At 73.3% G+C, this 23200-nt stretch carries 2 protein-coding genes (1 of these 2 only partly in view); both read left to right on the forward strand.

Features of this window, described 5'->3' with window-relative positions; translation table 11 throughout:
- Window positions 1-13674: a type I polyketide synthase gene (locus ABZ948_RS32400; protein WP_359765571.1), complete on the forward strand. Its 13674-nt coding sequence runs from the start codon at window positions 1-3 to the stop codon at window positions 13672-13674.
- On the forward strand, window positions 13671-23200 hold the 5' portion of the coding sequence (locus tag ABZ948_RS32405; protein ID WP_359765573.1) for an SDR family NAD(P)-dependent oxidoreductase. It continues 6289 nt past the right edge of the window; 9530 of the gene's 15819 nt are visible here — the first part of the coding sequence; it begins with the start codon at window positions 13671-13673; its stop codon lies off the right edge, out of view. The genes ABZ948_RS32400 and ABZ948_RS32405 overlap by 4 nt, the downstream gene beginning before the upstream one ends.

The following is a 23200-nucleotide window of genomic DNA, read 5'->3' on the forward strand; positions in this document are numbered from 1 at the left end:
GTGACCGGATCGGCGTATGACGTCGCCATCGTCGGTATGTCCTGCAGGATGCCGGGCGCGGCCGATCCCGACAGCTTCTGGCGGCTGTTGCGGAACGGACGCGACGCGATCGGCGAAGCCCCGGCCCCACGCGGTGCCCTCACCGAGCGGGCCGGATTCCTCGACACCGTCGGTGACTTCGACGCGGACTTCTTCGGCGTCTCACCCCACGAGGCGCGGGCGGTCGACCCGCAGCAACTGCTCGCCCTGGAACTGGCCTGGGAGGCACTGGAGGACGCCGGCCTGGCCGGCAGGCCCGGCGACACCCCCCGCCACGGCGTGTTCCTCGGCAGCACCGGCACCGACTTCGCCGAGATCCTGGCCTCCCGGGGCGGGCTGGGCGTCAGCAGGCACTCCCTGTGGGGCGTCGGCCGCGGCATCATCGCCAACCGGATCTCGAACCACTTCGGCTTCGGCGGCCCCAGCATCGTCGTCGACAGCGCCCAGGCCTCCTCCCTCGTCGCCGTCCACCTGGCCTGCGAGAGCCTGCGCAGCGGGGAGAGCGACCTGGCCCTGGCCGGGGGCCTCAACCTCATCCTGTCGCCCACCAGCGGCACCCGGATCGAGCAGTTCGGCGCACAGTCGGAACACGCCCGCTGCGCCACCTTCGACGCGGACGCCGACGGCTTCGTACGCGGCGAGGGCGGCGGCATCGTCGTACTGAAGCCGCTCGCCCGCGCGATCGCCGACGGCGACCGCGTCCACGCCGTGATCCGCGGCACCGCCGTCAAAACCGGCAACGAACGCCGCGTCCTCAGCGCACCCAGCCAGGACGCCCAGACCGCGGCCATCAGGGACGCGCTGACCGCCGGCGGCGTCGAGCCGCACTCCGTCCAGTACGTCGAACTGCACGGCACCGGAACCCCCGCCGGCGACCCGGTGGAGGCCGCGGCCCTCGGCGCCGCCTACGGCACCGGCCGCACCACCGGCACCCCGCTGGCCGTCGGCTCCGTCAAGACGAACATCGGGCACCTCGAAGGCGCCTCCGGCATCGCCGGACTCATCAAGACCGTCCTCTGCCTCAAGCACCGCGAACTCGTCCCCAGCCTCAACTTCCGCACCCCGAACCCGCGCATCCCGCTCGACGACCTCGGCCTGCGCGTGGTCACCGCCCCCGAGCCCTGGGACGCGGACACCGCCCTGCGCGCCGGCGTGTCGTCGTTCGGCATGGGCGGCTCGAACGCCCACGTCATCCTGGAGGAAGCCCCCACCACCGGCACCGCCGGAACCCCCGCCGGCGACACCGCGGACGTCCGGGCTCTGGTCGTGTCCTCCAGCACCGAGACCGGCGTGCGCGCCCAGGCGGCCCGGCTGCGGGACTGGCTGACCGACCACCCGGAGCTGGACACCGCCGACGTGGCCCGGTCACTGCTCACCACCCGCGCGCCACTGGAATGGTGCGGCGCCGCCGTCGGACAGGACCGCGACGAACTCCTCGCCGCCCTGACCGCCCTCGCCGACCCGGCCGCCCCCGCCGACACCGTCGAGATCACCACCGGGCAGACGGCCCGGCGCCAGGTCGCCTTCGTCTTCCCCGGCCAGGGCAGTCAGTGGGAGGGCATGGCGCTCGGCCTGCTCGACGCGGGCGGCGTCTTCGCCGACTCCCTCGCCGACTGCGAAGCCGCCCTCTCCGAGTACGTCGACTGGTCCCTCACCGCGGTGCTCCGCCGCGCGGCCGGCGCCCCCTCCCTGTACCGCGTCGACGTCATCCAGCCGGTGCTGTTCGCGGTCATGGTCTCGCTGGCCCGCAGGTGGCAGGCCGCCGGCGTCCAGCCCGACGTGGTGATCGGCCACTCCCAGGGCGAGATCGCCGCCGCCTGCGTCGCCGGAGGACTCTCCCTGCCCGACGCCGCCCGCGTCGTGGCGCTCCGCTCCCGCGCCGTCGCCGAAGAACTGGCCGGCCAGGGCGGCATGGCCTCCATCGGGCTTGGCGCCGACACCGTGCGCGAACGCCTCGCCCGCTACGGCGACCGCCTCTCCCTCGCGGCCGTCAACGGGCCGCGGCAGACCATCGTCGCCGGCGAGTCGGAAGCGCTGGACGAGTTCCTCGCCGACTGCGCCGAAGCCGGCGCCTGGGCCCGCCGCGTCCCCGTCGACTACCCGTCCCACTCGAAGGCGGTGGAACGACTCCAGCACCGCCTGCTGGAGGAACTCGCCCCCGTCCGACCCCGGACCGGGACCATCCCGTTCTTCTCCACCGTCCACGCCCGGCGCTTCGACACGGCCGGCCTGGACGCCGAGTACTGGTACCGCTCACTGCGCGAACCCGTCCGGTTCGCCGACGCCGTCACCGCGCTCATCGAGTCCGGGATCAACGCGTTCGTCGAGGCGAGCCCCCACCCGGTGCTCACCATGGGCATCGCCGTCACCGCCGAGACCACCGCCCCGGCCGGCCGCGTCACCGTCCTGGAGTCACTGCGCCGCGGCGACGGCGGACCCCGCCGGTTCACCGCCTCCCTGGCCCAGGCCCACTGCGCCGGACTCCCGGTCGACACCGACGCCCTCGCCCCCGGCGGCACCCGCGTCGACCTGCCGCCCCACGCCTTCGAGCGCCGCAGCTACTGGACCGGCACCGAGCCCCTCGCCACGCCCGCACCCGAGGCGGCCACCGAGGAACCCTTGGCTCCCCAGGACGACCGGCACAGCGCGGTCCCCGACGACAGCCCACTGGCGCGCCGGCTGGCGGACACCCCCGAGTACCAGCGCGAAACGGTCGTCCTGGACGTCGTACGCGAACACGCCGCCGCCGTACTCGGCCACGACTCCGCCCAGTCCATCCACCCCGAACTGCCCTTCACCGACCTCGGATTCGACTCGGTGAGCGGCACGGCACTGGCCACCCGCCTGTCCCGGGGCACCGGCGTGCCACTGCCCCGGACCCTGATCTTCGACCACCCGACCGCCACCGCCGTCGCGACGCTGCTCCACGCGCACCTCACGGGAGCGGGCCGGGAACAGCGGCGGATCTCCCGCCGCGCGGCACTGGACGAGCCCATCGCGATCGTCGGCATGGGCGCCCGGTTCCCCGGCGGTGTGAACTCGCCCGAGGACCTGTGGCGCCTGGTCGCGGCCGGCCGGGACGCGATCGGGGACTTCCCCTCGGACCGCGGCTGGGACCTGTCCGGACTGCTCGACCCCGACCCCGACAAACCCGGCACCGTCTACAGCCGGGGCGGCGGATTCCTGCGCGCCGCGGGCGACTTCGACGCCGGCTTCTTCGGCATCTCACCGCGCGAGGCCCTGGCGATGGACCCGCAGCAGCGGCTCCTGCTGGAGGCGACCTGGGAGGCCCTGGAGGACGCTGGCATCGACCCGGCGTCACTGCGCGGCACGGACGCGGGCGTGTTCGCCGGGGCCTGTGCCTCCGGGTACGTCGACCGGGTTTCCGGCGACCTGGAGGGCTTCCGCCTCACGGGTACGTCGCACAGCGTCATCTCGGGCCGGGTGGCGTACGCGTTCGGCCTGGAGGGCCCGGCGGTGACGGTGGACACGGCCTGTTCGTCGTCCCTGGTGGCCCTGCACCTGGCCTGCCAGGCCCTGCGCCAGGGGGACAGCTCCCTCGTGCTCGCCGGCGGTGTGACGGTCGCGGCCAGCCCGTACCTGTACGTGGACTTCTCCCGCCAGCGGGGCCTGTCGCCCGACGGCCGCTGCAAGGCGTTCTCGTCCACGGCCGATGGTGTGGCGTGGTCCGAGGGTGTCGGTGTGCTGGTGCTGGAGCGTCTTTCGGACGCGCGGCGGCTGGGGCACAACGTGCTGGCGGTGGTTCGTGGCAGTGCGGTGAACCAGGACGGTGCGAGCAACGGCCTGACGGCGCCCAACGGCCCGTCGCAGGAGCGGGTGATCGCGCAGGCCCTGGCCAATGCCGGTCTGACTCCGGCGGATGTCGATGCCGTGGAGGCGCACGGGACCGGTACGACGCTGGGTGACCCGATCGAGGCGCAGGCGTTGATCTCCGCTTACGGGCAGGAGCGTGAGGAACCGCTGCGGATCGGTTCCCTGAAGTCGAACATCGGGCATGCCGTGGCTGCCGCGGGTGTGGCCGGTGTGATCAAGATGGTGCAGGCGCTCAGGCACGGCCAGCTGCCGCGGACGCTGCATGTCGACGAGCCGTCGCCGCACGTCGACTGGACGGCGGGTGCGGTGCGGTTGCTGACCGAGGCCGAGCCGTGGCCGGTGAGCGGTCGGGCCCGCCGGGCTGGTGTGTCGTCCTTCGGTATCAGCGGCACGAACGCGCACGTGATCCTGGAGGAGGAGCCCACCCCGCAGGAGACTGCGACTGAGTTGGCTCCTGTCTCGGTGATTCCGTTGGTGGTGTCCGGGCGGAGTGAGTCGGGTGTGCGGGCTCAGGCTGGGCGGCTGCGGGAGTGGCTGCTGGAGCGTCCGGATGTGGATCTGTCCGATGTGGCTGCTTCGTTGGTGCAGTCTCGGGCGCAGTTGGAGTGGCGGGGCGCGGTCGTCGGGCGTGACCGGGATGAGCTGCTTTCCCGCTTGAGTGATCTCGAACCTGATGTGGTCGGTTCGGGGAAGACGGCGTTCTTGTTCACCGGGCAGGGTGCGCAACGGGCCGGCATGGGTGCCGGTTTGTATGAGGCGTTCCCGGTGTTCGCCGCTGCCTTGGACGAGGTGTGTGCGGCGTTCGGTCCGCTGCCGTTGAAGGACGTCATGTTCGGTGACGGCGAGCTGCTGAACCGGACGGAGTTCACGCAGCCGGCGCTGTTCGCGTTCGAGGTGGCGTTGTTCCGGCTGTTGGAGTCTTTCGGAGTGCGGCCGGATGTGCTGATCGGGCACTCGATTGGTGAGCTGGTGGCCGCGTACGTCTCTGGCGTGTGGTCGCTGGAGGATGCCTGCCGTGTGGTGGAGGCTCGGGGTCGGCTGATGGGTGCTCTGCCCGAGGGCGGGGCGATGCTCGCGATAGCCGCTGCCGAGGACGAGATCGCGGACGACCGGATATCCATTGCCGCGATCAACGCCCCTGGAGCCATTGTCGTTTCGGGTGAGGAAGAGGCGATCGCTGAGGTCGAGCAGCGCTTCACCGAGGCCGGTCGCAAGACCAAGCGCCTCCAGGTGGGCCACGCGTTCCACTCGGCGCTGATGGAGCCGATGCTGGAGGACTTCGCGGCTGTTACGCGCGAGGTCACCTACAACGCCCCGCGCATACCGCTGGTCTCGAACGTCTCCGGAGAGCTGGCTGGTGACGAACTGCTGGACCCCGCCTACTGGGTCCGCCAGGTGCGTGCAGCGGTCCGTTACGCACCGGGCGTGGAAACGCTCCTCGCTTCCGGTGTCCGCCGTTTCTTGGAGGTCGGTCCGGACGCGGTCCTGGCGGCCATGACCCGCCAGAGCCTCCCCGGAGAGACGAGGGCCTTCGTGGCGGCGGCCGCGCGCCGCGACCACGACGAGCATGAGCAGTTCGTCACGATGCTCGCCCAGGCGCACACCGCCGGCATCACCGTCGACTGGACCCCGCTGTTCCCGGGCCGCCCGCAGCGGCACATCGCCCTGCCCACCTACGCCTTCCAGCACGAGCGCTACTGGTTGCAGCCCAGGCCCGACCGGGCCGGTGACGGGCTCGGGCACCCCTTGCTGACCGGTGTGGTGCCGGTCGCGGGCAAGGACGAGTGGGTCTTCACCGGCCGGCTGTCCGTGCCCGACCAGCCGTGGGTCGCCGACCACATGACGTACGGCACCGTCGTGGTGCCGAGCGCGACCCTGGTCGAGTTCCTGCTGGTGGCGGGGGGCAGGATCGACTGCGGTGTCGTCGAGGAACTGACGCTGGAGGCACCGATCCTCCCGTCCGAGGGTGACGAGGTCGAGCTCCAGGTCGCGGTGCAGGAGCCGGACGAGGCGGGCAGGCGGCCGTTCACCTTCTACTTCCGCATGGGCGGTGCGGGCGAGTGGGTCCGCAACGCGAGCGGCGTGCTAGCCGGGGCCTGGACCGCCGGCGACACCCTGCTGGAGCGGCTGCGGGACGAGCAGTGGCCGCCGTCGGACGCCGAGCCGCTGGACACCGCGTGGATCCCGGAACGGATCGCGAAGGGCTCGGGCCTCGAATACGGCCCCGCGTTCCTCGGGGTCCAGGCCGCCTGGGAGCGGGACGGGACGGTCTTCTCCGAGATCACCCTGGACGTGGCCGCCGCGCCGGAGCCGGAGCTGTACGACCTGCACCCGGCGCTGCTCGACCTGGTGATGCACGCGGGCCTGGCCGGGCTCGTCTGGCACGAGCAGGACAGCGATCCGAACACCGGCCGGCTGCTGTTCCGCTGGGGCGGGGCGCGGCTGCACCAGCCCTTGGTGAAGGCGACGACCCTGCGGGTCCTCGCCGTGGCGAGCGGGCCGGAGACGATATCGGTCGCGGCCGTGGACGATTCCGGACGCCCCGTCGTGTCGGTCGACGCGGTCGTGATGCGGCCCTACGACGTCAAGCAGCTGCGCGGCACGCTGTCCGGCGGTGACACCGAGCTCTACCAGGTGCGGTGGGCCGACGCCCCCGAGCCCGCGTCGAGCGTGCCGGCGGACCGGATGGCGGTGCTCGGAACGACCCCGGTGGACGCGGTGCGGGCCGAGTACGCCACGCCCGCGGACATCGCCGCCGCGCCGGCCGTGCCGGACCTCGTGATCTGGCATCCCCTGGCCGGCTCGGCGGGCACCGGCGATCCGGTGGACGTCCGGCGGCACCTGGAACTCACCCTCGCCACCGTGCAGGCGTGGCTGGCCGAGGACCGGCTGGCCGACGCGCGCCTCGTCGCGGTGACCACGAACGGCGCCGGGCTCGCCGGCGAGGCGCAGGACCCGGCCGCGGCCGCGGTCTGGGGCCTGCTGCGCAGCGCCCAGACCGAGCACCCCGGCCGGTTCGTCCTGATCGACCTGGAACCGCAGACCACGATCGACCCGGCGCTCGTGGGCGCCGTCGCCGGCGCGGACGAGCCGCAGGCGGCGGTGCGCGGCGGCACACCGCTGGTGCCCCGGCTGGCTCGCGCGACAGCGGCCCCGGGGACCGAGACCAAGACCGAGACCAAGACCGAGACCGAGATCGAGATCGAGATCGAGCCGGGGGAGCGGTTCGGCACGGGCACCGTGCTCATCACCGGCGGCACGGGCGGGCTGGGCGCGCTCCTGGCACGCCACCTGGTCACCGCGCACGGTGCCCGGCGACTGCTGCTGGTCTCCCGGCGCGGCCCCGCGGCCGACGGCGCCGACGCACTCGCCGCCGAACTCACCGCTGCGGGCGCCCACGTGCGCGTCGCCGCCTGTGACACCGGGGACCGCACGGCCCTGGAGACCCTGCTCGCGTCGATCGACCCCGAACACCCGCTCACCGCCGTCGTGCACGCGGCGGGCGTCGTCGAGGACGGAACGGTCGCCGGGCTGACGACCGGGCAACTGGACCGCGTCTTCACCCCGAAGGCCGCCGGCGCCTGGCACCTCCACGAGCTCACCCGCGACGCCGACCTGAGGGCCTTCGTGCTGTTCTCGTCCGCCGCGGCGGTGCTGGGATCGGCCGGACAGGGCAACTACGCGGCGGCCAACGGTTTCCTCGACGCGCTGGCCCGCCTGCGCCGCGCCGCCGGACGGCCCGCGACGGCGCTGGCCTGGGGCCCCTGGAACCAGGGCAGCGGCATGACCGGCGAGCTGGACCGCACCGCCGTCGCCCGCTGGGAGCGGCTCGGCCTGCGCCCCATCGCCGACACCGACGGCCTGCGGCTGTTCGACGAGGCGGTGGCCCGGGCGGACGCCCACCTGGTGCCGATCCGGTTCGACCCGGCCGAACTCCGCAGGGAGGCCGGCACGGGCACGGTCCCGGCGCTGCTGCGCGGGTTCGCGCGCCGGGCGGTGACACCGGCCGCCGCCTCCTCCGGATCGCTCGGCGCCCGGCTGAGCCGAGTGCCGGAAGCCAAGCGGGCCGAGGTCGTGCTGGAACTGGTGCGTGAGCACGCCGCGGCCGTGCTGGGACACGGCTCTGCCGAGGACGTGGACCCCGAGCGGCGCTTCGACGACCTGGGCTTCGACTCCCTCGGCGGAATCGAACTCCGCAACCGGCTGGCCAAGGCGACCGGCCTGTCCCTGCCGTCCACCCTCGTGTTCGACCACCCCTCGGCCGCGGCCGTGGCGACCCTGCTGCACGCCAAGACCGCCGGCGCGGACGCCGGGCCGCGCACGACCCGGGCGGCACGGCGGGCCCGCGCGGACGACCCCATCGCGATCGTCGGCATGAGCTGCCGCTTCCCCGGCGGGGTGCGCACACCGGAGGAACTGCTGCGCCTGGTCGTCTCCGGCACCGACGCCACCACGCCGTTCCCCGACGACCGCGGCTGGGACCTGGAACGGCTCATCGACCCGGACCCCGACAAGCCCGGCACCGTCTACAGCCGGGGCGGCGGATTCCTGCGCGACGCGGCCGACTTCGACGCCGGCTTCTTCGGCATCTCGCCGCGCGAGGCCCTGGCCATGGACCCGCAGCAGCGCCTGCTGCTGGAGGCGTCCTGGGAGGCCCTGGAGTACGCCGGGATCGACCCGCTGTCCCTCCGTGGCAGTGACACCGGCGTGTTCGCCGGCGCCTGCGCCTCCGGATACGTCGACCAGGTCTCCGGCGACCTGGAGGGCTTCCGGCTGACCGGCACCACGCACAGCGTGGTCTCCGGGCGCGTGTCGTACGTGTTCGGCCTCGAAGGCCCGACGATGACCATCGACACGGCCTGTTCGTCGTCGCTGGTGGCCCTGCACGTGGCGTGCCAGGCGCTCCGCCAGGGCGAGACGTCCCTCGCGCTGGCCGGCGGCGTCACCGTCGCGGCGACGCCGTACCTGTACGTGGACTTCGCACGCCAGCGGGGTCTGTCACCGGACGGCCGCTGCAAGGCCTTCTCGGCCGACGCGGACGGCGTGAGCTTCGCCGAGGGCGTGGGTGTACTGGTGCTGGAGCGGTTGTCCGACGCCCGGCGGCTGGGGCACAACGTCCTGGCGGTGGTCCGCGGCAGTGCGGTGAACCAGGACGGTGCGAGCAACGGCCTGACGGCCCCGAACGGCCCGTCGCAGGAGCGCGTGATCGCGCAGGCCCTGGCCAACGCCGGTCTGACGCCTGGCGATGTGGATGCGGTCGAGGCTCACGGGACCGGTACGACGCTGGGTGACCCGATCGAGGCGCAGGCGTTGATCTCCGCTTACGGGCAGGACCGTGAGGAACCGCTGCGGATCGGTTCCCTGAAGTCGAACATCGGGCACACCGTGGCCGCTGCCGGTGTCGGTGGCGTGATCAAGATGGTGCAGGCGCTCCGGCACGAGGTGCTGCCGCCGACCCTGCACGTGAACGAGCCGTCGCCGCACGTCGACTGGACGGCGGGTGCGGTGCGGCTGCTGACCGAGGCCGAGCCGTGGCCCGCGAACGGGCGTGCTCGCCGGGCTGGTGTGTCGTCCTTCGGCGTCAGCGGCACGAACGCTCACCTGATCCTGGAGGAGGCGCCTGCCGCTGCACCGCAGGAGACTGCGGCTGTTTCGCCGCCGCTGCCCGTGACTCCGTTGGTCGTGTCGGGGCGCAGTGAGTCGGGTGTGCGGGCCCAAGCGGAGCGGTTGCGGGAGTGGCTCCTGGAGCGTCCGGAAGTGGATCTGTCCGATGTGGCGGCCTCGTTGGTGCAGTCGCGGGCGCAGTTGGAGTGGCGGGGCGCGGTCGTCGGCCGTGACCGCGACGAGTTGCTGTCCCGCCTGAGTGACCTGGAAGCGCGGGTCGTTGGCTCGGGGAAGACGGCGTTCTTGTTCACCGGGCAGGGTGCCCAACGGGTCGGCATGGGCGCTGGGTTGTATGAGGCATTCCCGGTGTTCGCTGCGGCGCTGGACGAGGTGTGTGCGGCCTTTGCTCCACTGCCGTTGAAGGACGTCATGTTCGGTGACAGCGAGCTGCTGAACCGGACGGAGTTCACGCAGCCGGCGCTGTTCGCGTTCGAGGTGGCGCTGTTCCGGCTGCTGGAATCCTTCGGGATAAGCCCGGACTTCCTGATCGGGCACTCCATCGGAGAGCTGGTCGCGGCCCACGTCTCCGGCATCTGGTCCTTGGAGGACGCCTGCCGCGTCGTCGAGGCCCGGGGTCGGCTGATGGGTGCTCTGCCCGAGGGCGGGGCGATGCTGGCCATCGCGGCCACCGAGGACGAGATCACGGACGACCGGGTGTCCATCGCGGCCGTCAACGCCCCCGGGGCTATCGTCGTTTCAGGTGACAAGGACGCGATCGCGGAGGTCGAGCAGCGCTTCACCGATGCCGGTCGCAAGACCAAGCGTCTCCAGGTCAGCCACGCCTTCCACTCGGCCCTGATGGAGCCGATGCTGGACGACTTCGCCGCCATCACCCGCGAAATCACCTACAACACCCCGCGCATACCTCTCGTCTCGAACGTCTCCGGTGACCTGGCCGGTGACGAACTGCTGGACCCCGCCTACTGGGTCCGCCAGGTCCGCGCGGCCGTCCGTTACGCCCCCGGCATCGAGAAGCTTCTCGCCTCCGGTGTCCGGCGTTTCCTGGAGGTCGGCCCGGACGCGGTCCTGGCGGCGATGACCCGCCAGTGCCTGCCGGAGGACCTCGAGGCGAGGTCCCTCGTGGTGGCGGCCGCGCGCCGCGACCACGACGAGCACGAGCAGTTCGTCACGATGCTCACCCAGGCGCACACCGCCGGTGTCACCGTGGACTGGACGCCACTGTTCCCGGACCACCCGGGAACACACATCCCCCTGCCCACCTACGCCTTCCAGCACCAGCGTTACTGGCTCGAACCCCGCCCCGCCGGGCAGGGCGGCGGATCCGCCTCGGATCACCCGCTGCTCACTTCGGTGGTCCGGGTCGCCGACCGCGACGAGTGGCTGTTCACCGGCCGGTTCTCGCTGAAGACCCACCCGTGGATCGCCGACCACACCACCTACGGCGTGGTGCTGGTGCCGAGCGCCGCCCTGATGGAGATGCTGCTCGTCGCCGGGGACCGGATCGGCTGCCCCGGCGTGGACGAACTCACCCTGGAGACGCCGATCCTCCCGCCGGAGGACGGCGAGGTGGAACTCCAGGTCCTGGTGCAGGAACCGGACGACTCGGGCCGCAGGCCGTTCACGTTCCACTACCGCCGCGCCGTCGAAGGCGGCGCCGGGGAGTGGAGCCGGAACGCCAGCGGTGTGCTGAGCGGCCCACAGCCCGCCGGCACGGAGCTGATGGAGGCGCTGCGCGAGGAACCGTGGCCCCCGATCGCCGCCGAACCGGTCGGCACCGACTGGATCCCGGCCCAGGTGGCGCGTGCCGCCGGGCTGGAGTACGGGAAGTCGTTCATCGGTGTCGACGCCGCCTGGCGCAGCGGGGACACGGTGTTCTCCGAGGTGACCCTGAACGCGGACACCCCGGCCGAGCGGTTCCGGCTGCACCCGGCGCTGTTCGACATGGTGATGCACGCGGGGCTCGCCTGCCTGATCTGGCCGGACCACCCGGGCAACGCGGCCGAGGGCAAGTTGCTGTTCCGCTGGGGCGGCACGCGGTTCCACGGCACGGCCGCCGAGGTGACGTCGCTGCGGGTGATGGCCGTGCGGCGCAGCAGCGAGGCGATCGGCGTCGTGGCCGTCGACCAGGACGGCAACCCGGTGGTGACCATCGACGAGGTGGTCATGCGCTCCTACGACGTCCAGCAGTTCCGCGCCGCGCTGCCCGACGCCCGGGCCGGGATGTACGGACTGCGCTGGACCCCGTGCACCGCCGAGCCCGATCGGCGATCCGCCGTGACGCTGGCCTCGCTCGGTGCCGTCACGATCCCGGGGATCGACGACCGGTACCCGGATCTGTCGGCACTCACCCAGGCAACAGCCCAGGCAACCGCACAGCCACCCGCCCGGCCGGACGCCGCGCCACACGCCGTGCCCGACGCCCTGGTCTGGGAGGCCACCACCGTCGACCCGGCCACCACCGTCGACCCGGCCACCACCGTCGACCCGGCGACCGCCCGTGAAGCGGTGACCGCGGCCCTGCACATCGTGCAAGGCTGGCTCAGCGACGACCGGTTCGCCGGGTCGCGGCTCGTCGTGGTCACCACCGGCGCGTCGGCGGCCCTGCCCGGTGAGGTGCCGGATCCGGTCGGCGCCTCCCTGTGGGGGCTCGTCCGCAGTGCGCAGACCGAGTACCCGGGCCGGATCGTGCTGCTCGACCGCGCGGCCTCCGATGACACCGGCCTCTCGGGCGACTCCGTCCGGGCCGTGCTGGCGACCGGTGAGCCCCAGGCGGCCCTGCGGGGCGGCAGCGTACTGGCGCCCCGGCTGGAAGCCCTGCCCGAGCCGGCCGCCGCGGCGCCGGTGTCGTTCGGGACCGGGACCGTGCTCGTCACCGGCGGCACCGGTGGCCTCGGGGCGCGGCTGGCCCGCCATCTCGTCGCCGAACACGGCGTACGCCGCCTGCTGTTGGTGTCCCGGCGCGGTGAGCGGGCCGAGGGCGCGGCCGATCTCGTGGCCGAACTGCGCGAGGCCGGTGCCGAGGCACGGGTCGCCGCCTGCGACGTCACCGACCGTGACGCGCTGCGGAACCTGCTGCGCACGCTGCCGGCCGACCAGCCGCTCACCGGCGTCGTCCACACGGCCGGCGTCCTCGACGACGGCACGGTGCACACCCTGACGGCCGGCCAGGTCGACGCGGTGTTCGCGCCCAAGGCCGACGCCGCGTGGGCGCTGCACGAGCTGACCCGTGAGGCGGACCTGTCCGCGTTCGTGCTGTTCTCCTCGGTGTCCGGGCTGATCGGCTCGGCCGGACAGGCCAACTACGCCGCCGCGAACGCCTTCCTGGACGCCCTGGCGGTGCGGCGCCGCGCCGAGGGGCTGCCCGCGCTGTCCCTGGCCTGGGGCCCGTGGGAGCAGGACACCGGCATGACCGGCGGCCTCGACCGGACAGGGGTGGCCAGGCTGGCCCGGCTCGGCCTGCACCCGCTGGACGGCACCGACGGACTGCGGCTGTTCGACGGGGCGCTGTCCGCGCCCGAACCGGCCCCCGCCCTGCTGCGGTTCGACCCGGACGACCTGCGTCTGGAGGCGCAGACCGGGGCGGTGCCCGCGGTGCTGCGCGCGTTCGTCCGGACGCGGCGGCAGCAGTCCCCGACGGCGGCGGCGAACCGCACGGCCTCGCTGGGCGAACGACTGCACGGCGTTCCCGACGGGAAGCGGCACGCGGTCGTGCTCGACCTCGTGCGGGAACAGGCCGCCACCGTCCTGGGATTCGCCTCGCCCGCCGACATCGACCCCGACCGCGGCTTCGACGTGCTGGGCTTCGACTCCCTCGGCGGGGTCGAGTTCCGCAACCGCCTGGCCAAGGTGACCGGGCTGTCCCTGCCGTCGACGCTGGTGTTCGACTACCCGACGGTGAACGACATGGCCGGCTACCTGCTGTCCCGGACCACCGTCACCGCACCCGCCGAGACGAAGGCCGCCGTCCAGGGCGACATCGACCGGCTCAACGCCCTACTGGAGCGGATCCTCGCCCACGCCGGCGGCGACGACGAGACCGTCGCCGGACTGCGGGGCGTCAACGACCGCCTGCGCACCTACCTGGCCCCGTGGCCGGCCGGTGACGCCGACGATCTCGCGTTCCACTCCGACGACGAACTCTTGGATCTGATCGACGAGGAGTTTGGCCCAGCATGAGCAACCCCAGCACGAACAACGAGGAACGGCTCAGCCGGTACCTGCGGAAACTCACCGGAGACCTGCGCGCGGCCAACAAGCAGATCCACGAGCTGGAGGAGCGCGCCCGCGAGCCGCTCGCGATCGTGGGCATGAGCTGCCGCTACCCCGGCGGTGTCGAGACCCCCGCCGACCTGTGGGACCTGGTGGCGTCCGGAACCGACGCCATCGGCCCGTTCCCGCCCGACCGGGGCTGGGACCTGGAGAAGCTGTTCGACAGCGATCCCGACGCGCCCGGCACCGTCTACACCAGGGAAGGCGGATTCCTCGACGGGGCCGCCGACTTCGACGCCGGTTTCTTCGGCATCGGCCCCCGCGAGGCGGCGGCGATGGACCCGCAGCAACGCCTCTTCCTGGAGGCGTCGTGGGAGGCGCTGGAGCACGCCGGCATCGACCCGGTGTCCCTGCGCGGCAGCGACACCGGGGTGTTCGCCGGTGTCATCCACCAGGACTACGGCCACCGCGTGGGTTCGCCCGCGCTGACGGCCGAGTCGGAGGGACACGCCTACCTCGGCGTGTCGGCCAGCGTCCTGTCCGGCCGCGTGGCCTACACCCTGGGGCTCAAGGGCCCGGCCGCATCCGTGGACACCGCCTGCTCGTCGTCCCTGGTGGCCCTGCACCTGGCGTGCCAGGCGCTCCGCCAGGGCGACACGTCCCTGGTGCTGGTGGGCGGCGTCACGGTGATGTCCGACCCGACCCTCCTGATCGCGTTCGGACGCCAGCGCGCCCTGTCGCCCGACGCCCGCTGCAAGGCGTTCGCCGCGGCGGCCGACGGCACCGGGTTCTCCGAGGGCCTCGGCATGCTCGTGGTCGAGCGGCTGTCCGACGCCCGCCGCCTCGGGCACCGCGTCCTGGCCGTGATCCGCGGCAGCGCCGTCAACCAGGACGGCGCCAGCAACCGCCTCACCGCGCCCAACGGCCCCTCCCAGGAGAAGGTGATCGCGCAGGCGCTCGCCAACGCCGGTCTCACACCCGTGGACGTCGACGCGGTCGAGGCGCACGGCACCGGCACCACGCTCGGCGACCCGATCGAGGCGCAGGCCCTGATCGCCGCCTACGGCCGTGACCGGTCCGGGGAGCCGCTGCGGATCGGCTCGCTCAAGTCGAACATCGGGCACACCTCGGCGGCGGCCGGTGTCGGCGGCGTCATCAAGATGGTGCAGGCGCTCCGGCACGAAGTGCTGCCCCGGACCCTGCACGTGGACGCCCCCACCCCGCACGTCGACTGGTCCGACGGATCGGTCCGGCTGCTCCTCGACGCCGAGCCGTGGCCGGCCGGGGAGCGGGTGCGGCGGGCCGGCGTGTCCTCCTTCGGCGCCAGCGGCACCAACGCCCACGTGATCCTGGAGGAAGCCCCGGCGGAGCCCCCCGCCACCGAGGCGGCGGACGAACCGGCGGAGCCGGGACGGCCCGGCCTCCTCCCGGTCGTGGTGTCGGCCAGGACCGAGGCCGGCGTGCGCGCCCAGGCGGCCAAACTGCGGCACTGGGCGGCCCGGCGCCCCGACCTGGCCGTCACCGACCTGGCCCACGCGGCGCTCACCACCCGCACCGCGCTCGAATGGCGCGGCGCGGTGGTGGCCGAGGACCGGGACGGTGTGCTCGCCGGGCTCGCGGCACTGGCCGAACCGGAAGCGGCGGGCGCCGCCGACGACGTGGTCACCGGCCGCGCGACCAGCCGCAAGGTCGCCTTCGTCTTCCCCGGACAAGGCAGCCAGTGGCAGGGCATGGCCCTCGAACTGCTCGCGGCCGGCGGCCCGTTCGCCGAGTCCATGGCGGCGTGCGAAGCCGCCCTGAGCCGGTACGTCGACTGGTCCCTGAGCGCCGTGCTGCGCGGCGAGGACGGCGCACCCTCACTGGAGCGGGTCGACGTCGTCCAGCCCGCGCTGTTCGCCGTGATGGTGTCCCTGGCCGAACAGTGGCGCGCCGAGGGCGTCGAACCCGATGTCGTCGTCGGCCACTCGCAGGGCGAGATCGCCGCGGCGTACGTCGCCGGCGCCCTCACCCTCGAGGACGCGGCCCGCGTGGTCGCCCTGCGCAGCCTCGCCGTCGCCGAGGAACTCGCCGGCGCCGGGGCGATGTCCTTCGTGAACCTCGACGAGGAGGCCACCCGGGCACGACTGGCGCCCTACGGCGACGGGCTGTCCCTCGCGGCGGTCAACGGCCCCGTGCAGTCCGTCGTCTCCGGCGACCTGGACGCGATGGACGAGTTCCTCGAAGCGTGCCGGCAGGACGGCGTGCGGGTGAAGCGCATCCCCGTCGACTACGCCTCCCACTCCAAGGCCGTCGAACGGCTCCGCGAGCGCCTGCTGCGCGAACTCGCCCCCGTCCGCCCCCGCTCCGGGACCGTCCCGTTCTTCTCCACCGTGCACGCCGACTACCTGGACACCTCCGGGCTGAACGCCGACTACTGGTACCGGGCGCTGCGCGAGCCCGTCCGCTTCGCCGCCGTGTCCGAGGCACTGATGCGGGCCGGGTTCACCGCCTTCGTCGAGGCCAGCCCCCACCCGGTGCTCACCGTGGGCCTGGCGGCCACCGCCGAGGCCGCCGGAGTCGCCGACCGGGTGAGCATCGTCGGCTCCCTGCGCCGGGACCGGGGCGGGCCCCGGCAGTTCACCCTCGCCCTGGCCCAGGCCCACGCGGCCGGACTGCCGGTGCGCTGGGAGTCCCGCTTCGGCGACCGCCCCCTGCCCACCGTCGACCTGCCCACCTACGCCTTCCAGCGGCAGCGCTACTGGATCCGGCCCGAGGCACCGGGCGCCGGCGGTGACGTCACCCACGCCGGCCTGGTCTTCCCCGACCACCCGCTGCTCGGCGCGGCCGCCGAACTGGCCGGCCGCGACGAGTGGTTGTTCACCGGCCGCATCGCCACCCGGACCCACCCGTGGCTCGCCGACCACGTGGTGTTCGGCACCGTGGTGGTGCCGGGCACGGCCATGGTCGAGATGGCGCTGTGCGCGGGGGAGAAGCTCGGCTGCCCCGTCGTCGAGGAGATCGTCTTCCAGGCGCCGCTCGTGGTCGACGGCGAGGACGACGTCCAGATCCAGCTCGCCGTCGGCGAACCGGACGACCGCGGGCGGCGCGTGCTGTCGGTGTACTCCCGCCCGGACGCCCCCGCCGACTGGACGCTGCACGCGGAAGGCGTGCTGGCCCCCGCCACCGGCGACGACCCACCCGGACCGGCCGACCCGTCCGAGGACGCGGAGCACCTCGACGGCCAAGCGCTCTACGACCGCCTGGCCGGCATGGGCTTCGGCTACGGCAGCGCCTTCCAGGGCGTGACCTCCCTGTGGCAGGACCACGACGAGGTCGTCGCCGAGGTGTCCCTGGACGACCCGACCGCCGAACAGGCGGGCCGGTTCGGCATCCACCCCGCACTCTTCGACGCGGCCCTGCACGGCCTCGGCCTGCTCGGCCGGTGGGAGGAGGGCAGGCTGCCGCTGCCGTTCTCCTTCACCGGCGTACGGCTGCACCGGCCCGGAACCGACGCGGTGCGGGTCCGCATCACCGGCATCGGACGCGACCGCGTGCGGATCGCCGCGCACGACGACACGGGCGAACCCGTCCTCACCGTCGAGGCGCTGCGCACCCGCCCGATCGACGCCGGCACCCTGCTCGACACCCGGCGGGACACCCACCACTCACTCCACCTGCCGCAGTGGAAGGACCTGCCCGCCCCGACCCCGGCGAACCCGCCGCGGCTGGCGTCGCTCGGGACCGCGCCGGACGCCGCCCCGGGCATCGAGCACACATACCCGGACCTCGACGCCCTCCTCGACTCCGGCGACACCCCGGACGCGGTCGTATGGACCGCGACCGACGCGCACGGGCCGGACGCGACCGACGCACACGGATCGGTCGCGGGCGACGCGCACGGACCGGTCGTGGCCGACGCGCACGGATCGGTCGCGGCCGGGGTGCACGCAAGCGTGCGGGCCACGCTCACCACCCTGCGGACCTGGCTCGCCGACGACCGCTGCGCCCGCTCGACCCTCGTGGTGGTCACCCGCAACGGCGCGGGCCTGCCCGGCGAGTCCCCGGACCTCGCCGCGGCCGCCGTCCGGGGACTCGTCCGCAGCGCACAGTCGGAACACCCGGGCCGGATCGTCTCCGTCGACTGCCTCGACGAACTCACCGCGGACCTGGTCGCCGCCGCGCTCGCCACGGACGAACCACAGATCGCCGTCCGCGACGGCGGCCTGCGCGTGCAGCGCCTCGGCCGGTCCCCCGCCCCCACAGCAGAACCGGAGCAGCCGTTCGGCACGGGCACCGTGCTGATCACCGGCGGCCTCGGCGGCCTCGGCTCCCTGGTGGCCGAACACCTCGTCGAGACACACGGCGTGCGCGACCTCCTCCTCGTGTCGCGGCGCGGCGCCGAGGCCGAGGGCGCGTCCGCACTCGTGACCCGGCTGACCGAGCGCGGCGCCCGGGTCCGCGCCGCGGCCTGCGACGTCACCGACCGCCCGGCCCTGGCCGCCCTGCTCGACTCGATCGCACCGGACCGCCCCCTCACCGCCGTGATCCACTCGGCCGGTGTACTGGACGACGGCACGATCGAGACCCTCACCGCCGACCAGGTGGACCGTGTCCTCGACGCCAAGGTCGACGCCGCCCTCAACCTGCACGAACTGACCCGGAACCATGACCTGTCGGCGTTCGTCCTGTTCTCGTCCGCCGCGGCACAGCTGGGCTCACCGGGTCAGGGCAACTACGCCGCCGCGAACAGCGCCCTCGACGCACTGGCCCGGCACCGGCACAGCGCCGGACTCCCGGCCCAGTCGGTCGCCTGGGGCCCCTGGCAGCAGCGCAGCGACATGACCGGCGGCCTCGGCCAAGCCGGATTCGCCCGACTGGAACGCATGGGACTGCGCCCGGTCGACAACGACTTCGGCCTGCGGCAGTTCGACGTGGCCACCGCCACCAGCGAACCGCTCACGACCGCCGTCGACTTCGACCGCGCCGCACTGTCGCTGCAGGCCCGGGCCGGCCTCCTGCCCGCCGTCCTGCACGGACTCGTCCCGGTGCCGGAACGGCGAGCCGGCGCGGCCGGGGCCCTGGCCCACAAGCTCATGGCGGCGGACGAGGCCGAACGGGACACACTCGTCGTCGATTTCGTCCGCGGACACGCGGCAGCCGCCCTCGGCCACGCCACGACCGACGCGATCGGCACCGACGTGCCCTTCACCGAACTCGGCTTCGACTCCCTGGGCGGCGTGGAGTTCCGCAACCGGCTGGCCAAGGGCACCGGCCTGGCCCTGCCCTCCACACTGGTCTTCGACCACCCGACCGTCACGGCCGTGGCCGCACTGGTGCGCTCCCGCATCGAGGGCGAGCAGACCCACGCCCCCGCACGACGGACGGCACGCCGCGCGGCGCACGACGAGCCCATCGCCATCGTCGGCATCGGCGCGCGGTACCCCGGCGGCGTCGGATCGGCCGAGGAACTGTGGCGCCTGGTCGCGGCCGGCCGGGACGTCATCGGGGACTTCCCCACGGACCGCGGCTGGGACCTGTCCGGCCTGTTCGACCCGGACCCGGACCGGCCCGGCTCGGTGTACACGCGGTCCGGCGGATTCCTGCACGGCGCGGGCGACTTCGACGCGGGCTTCTTCGGCATCTCACCGCGCGAGGCGTCCGCCATGGACCCGCAGCAGCGGCTCCTGCTGGAGGCGACCTGGGAGGCGCTGGAGAACGCCGGCATCGATCCGACGTCGCTGCGCGGCACGGACGCGGGCGTGTTCGCGGGCGCGTGCGCCTCCGGATACGTAGACCGGGTCTCGGGCGACTTGGAGGGCTTCCGCCTCACGGGTACGTCGCACAGCGTCATCTCGGGCCGAGTGGCCTACACGCTGGGGCTGGAGGGCCCGGCGGTGACGGTGGACACGGCCTGTTCGTCGTCCCTGGTGGCCCTGCACCTGGCCTGCCAGGCCCTGCGCCAGGGGGACAGCTCCCTCGTGCTCGCCGGAGGCGTCACCGTCGCCGCCGAGCCCGACATCTTCATCGACTTCTCCCGCCAGCGCGGCCTGGCACCGGACGGCCGCTGCAAGGCCTTCTCGGCCGACGCGGACGGCGTCGGCTTCGCCGAGGGCGTGGGTGTGCTGGTGCTGGAGCGCCTGTCGGACGCTCGGCGGCAGGGGCACAACGTGCTGGCGGTGATCCGCGGTAGCGCGGTGAACCAGGACGGTGCGAGCAATGGCCTGACGGCCCCGAACGGCCCGTCCCAGGAGCGAGTGATCGCGCAGGCCCTGGCCAACGCCGGTCTGACGCCTGGCGATGTGGACTCGGTCGAGGCTCACGGGACCGGTACGACGCTCGGCGATCCGATCGAGGCCCAGGCGCTGATCTCCGCGTACGGTCAGGACCGTGAGGAACCGCTGCGGATCGGCTCCCTGAAGTCGAATATCGGGCACACTGTGGCCGCTGCCGGTGTCGGTGGCGTGATCAAGATGGTGCAGGCGCTTCGGCACGAGGTGCTGCCGCCGACCCTGCACGTGGACGAGCCGTCATCCCATGTGGACTGGTCTTCAGGTTCGGTGCGGTTGCTCACCGAGGCCGAGGCATGGCCGGTGACCGACCGGGTCCGCCGGGCTGGTGTGTCGTCGTTCGGCGTCAGCGGCACGAACGCCCACCTGATCCTGGAGGAGGCGCCCACCGCCCAGGAGGCCCCTGCCGAGCCGGCTCCTGTTCCGGTGGTGCCGTTGGTGGTGTCGGGCCGGAGTGAAGCGGCTGTGCGGGCACAGGCATTGCGGCTGCGGGAGTGGCTGCTTCAGCGGCCGGATGCGGACTTGCCTGACGTGGCTGCGTCGTTGGTGCAGTCGCGGGCGCAGTTGGAGTGGCGGGGCGCGGTCGTCGGCCGTGACCGCGACGAGCTGCTGTCCCGCTTGAGTGATCTCGAGCCCGGTGCGGTGGGTTCGGGCAAGACGGCGTTCCTGTTCACCGGTCAGGGTGCGCAACGGGCCGGTATGGGCGCCGGGTTGTATGAGGCGTTCCCGGTGTTCGCCGCCGTGCTGGACGAGGTGTGTGCGGCCTTTGCTCCGCTGCCGTTGAAGGACGTCATGTTCGGTGACGGCGACCTGTTGAACCGGACGGAGTACACCCAGCCCGCGCTGTTCGCGTTCGAGGTGGCGCTGTTTCGGCTGTTGGAGTCCTTCGGAGTGCGGCCGGATGTGCTGCTCGGGCACTCGATTGGCGAGTTGGTGGCCGCCTACGTCTCCGGCGTCTGGTCGCTGGAGGATGCCTGCCGGGTCGTCGAGGCTCGGGGTCGGTTGATGGGTGCTCTGCCCGAGGGCGGGGCGATGCTCGCGATAGCCGCTACCGAGGACGAGATCGCGGACGACCGGATATCCATCGCCGCGGTCAACGCCCCTGGAGCCATTGTCGTTTCGGGTGAGGAAGACGCGATCGCGGAGGTCGAGCAGCGGTTCACCGATGCCGGTCGCAAGACCAAGCGCCTCCAGGTCAGCCACGCCTTCCACTCGGCTCTGATGGAGCCGATGCTGGACGACTTCGCGGCTGTCACCCGCGAGGTCACCTACAACACCCCGCGCATACCGCTCGTCTCGAACGTCTCCGGAGAACTGGCTGCTGACGAACTGCTGGACCCGTCCTACTGGGTCCGCCAGGTGCGTGCGGCCGTCCGTTACGCCCCCGGCATCGAGACACTCCTCGCCTCCGGCGTGCGCCGTTTCCTGGAGGTCGGCCCGGACGCGGTCCTAGCGGCGATGACCCGCCAGAGTCTCCCCGAGGAGGCCAAGGCTTTCGTGGCGGCGGCCGCGCGCCGAGACCACGATGAGCACGAGCAGTTCGTCACGATGCTCACCCAGGCCCACACGACCGGCGTCACCGTGGACTGGGCCCCGCTGTTCCCGGGCCGCCCGCAGCAGCACATCGCTCTGCCCACCTACGCCTTCCAGCACCAGCGCTACTGGCTCCAGCCGCCTGCGGAAAGCACCGGCGACCGGTTCGAACACCCGTTGCTCACAGGCGTCATGCCGGTCGCGGGGAAGGACGAGTGGGTCTTCACGGGCCGGCTGTCCCTGGCCACCCACCCCTGGATCGCTGACCACGCGGTGTTCGGCTCGGCGCTGTTGCCGGGCACCGGCTTCGTGGAGCTGGCCTTGGCCGCCGGCGAACGGCTCGGTGCCGACACGGTCGAGGAGATCCTGCTGGAGTCACCGCTCCTGCTCGACGGGGACGAAGCCGTCGACGTCCAGGTCACCGTGGGCCGGGCCGACGACGAGGGCCGTCGCGCGTTCGCCATCCACTCCCGCGCGGTCGACGGCGACGCCGACTGGGTCGGACACGCCGGCGGCTCCCTGATCGCCGTCCCCGCGGCAGCGGACGTGGACGCGGCCGGGGCCTCCTGGCCCCCGCCCGGCGCGGAGCCGCTGCCGGTGGACGACCTGTACGACCGCCTCGCCGAGTTGGGCGTCACGTACGGCCCCGCCTTCCAGGGCGTGAGCTCGGCTTGGACGCTCGGTGACGAAGCGTTCGCCGAGATCGTGCTGGACGAGGCCACCGCCGAGGCGGCCACCCGCTTCACGGCGCACCCGGCGCTGCTCGACGCCGCGCTGCACGCCGCGATCGACACCCTGGCCCGGGACATGCCCGCGGGCCGGGTGCCGCTGCCGTTCTCGTTCTCCGGGGTGCGTGTCCATCGCGCCGGCACCGCTGCCGTCCGGGCCAGGATCGTCCGTACCGGCGCCGAGAGCGTACGAGTGGAAGCCGTCGACGAAACCGGGGCGCCCGTGGCGACGGTGGGAACCCTGCGCGCCCGCGCGGTGGACGCCGCCACCCTGGGCGGCCGGCGACAGACCGGCAGGACGCCCCTCCACGAACTGCGCTGGACCGACGTCGAAGCCGGCACCACCCCGTCCGTCTCTGCCTCCGCCCCGCGCGTCGCCGCGCTCGACTCGCCCGAGGTGACCGGCGTCGTCGCTCACCACGGCGGCCCGGCCGACGCGGCCCGCGCCGAGGACCCCGCAGAGGTCCTGGTGTGGACCGTGGAGGCCGGCGGCACCGGCACCGCCGACCGGTCGGTGCGCGACCGGGTGCGGGCGGCACTTGTAATGATCAAGGCCTGGCTGGCGGAGGACCGCCTGTCCGGCACCCGGCTGGTCGTGGCCACCCGCAACGGTGCGGGACTGCCCGGCGAGACACCCGATCTCGCCGCCGCGGCGGTGCGCGGACTGGTGCGCAGCGCCCAGTCGGAGCACCCCGGCCGGATCGTGCTGCTCGATCACGACGGTGACCTGTCCGCCGACACGGTGTCGATCGCGCTCTCCGCCGGTGAGTCCCAGGTCGTCCTGCGGGACGGCAGGACTCTCGTGCCCCGCCTGACCCGCGGCACCACACCCGCGCCGGACCAGGACGCCCGGGCGGCGTCGCTCGGCACGGGCGGCACCGTACTCGTCACCGGCGGCACCGGCGGCATCGGCGCCCGCCTGGCCCGTCACCTGGTCGCGGAGCACGGCGTGGCGGACCTGCTGCT

This window comes from Streptomyces olindensis (genome assembly GCF_040645895.1).
GTDB classification, from domain to species: domain Bacteria; phylum Actinomycetota; class Actinomycetes; order Streptomycetales; family Streptomycetaceae; genus Streptomyces; species Streptomyces olindensis.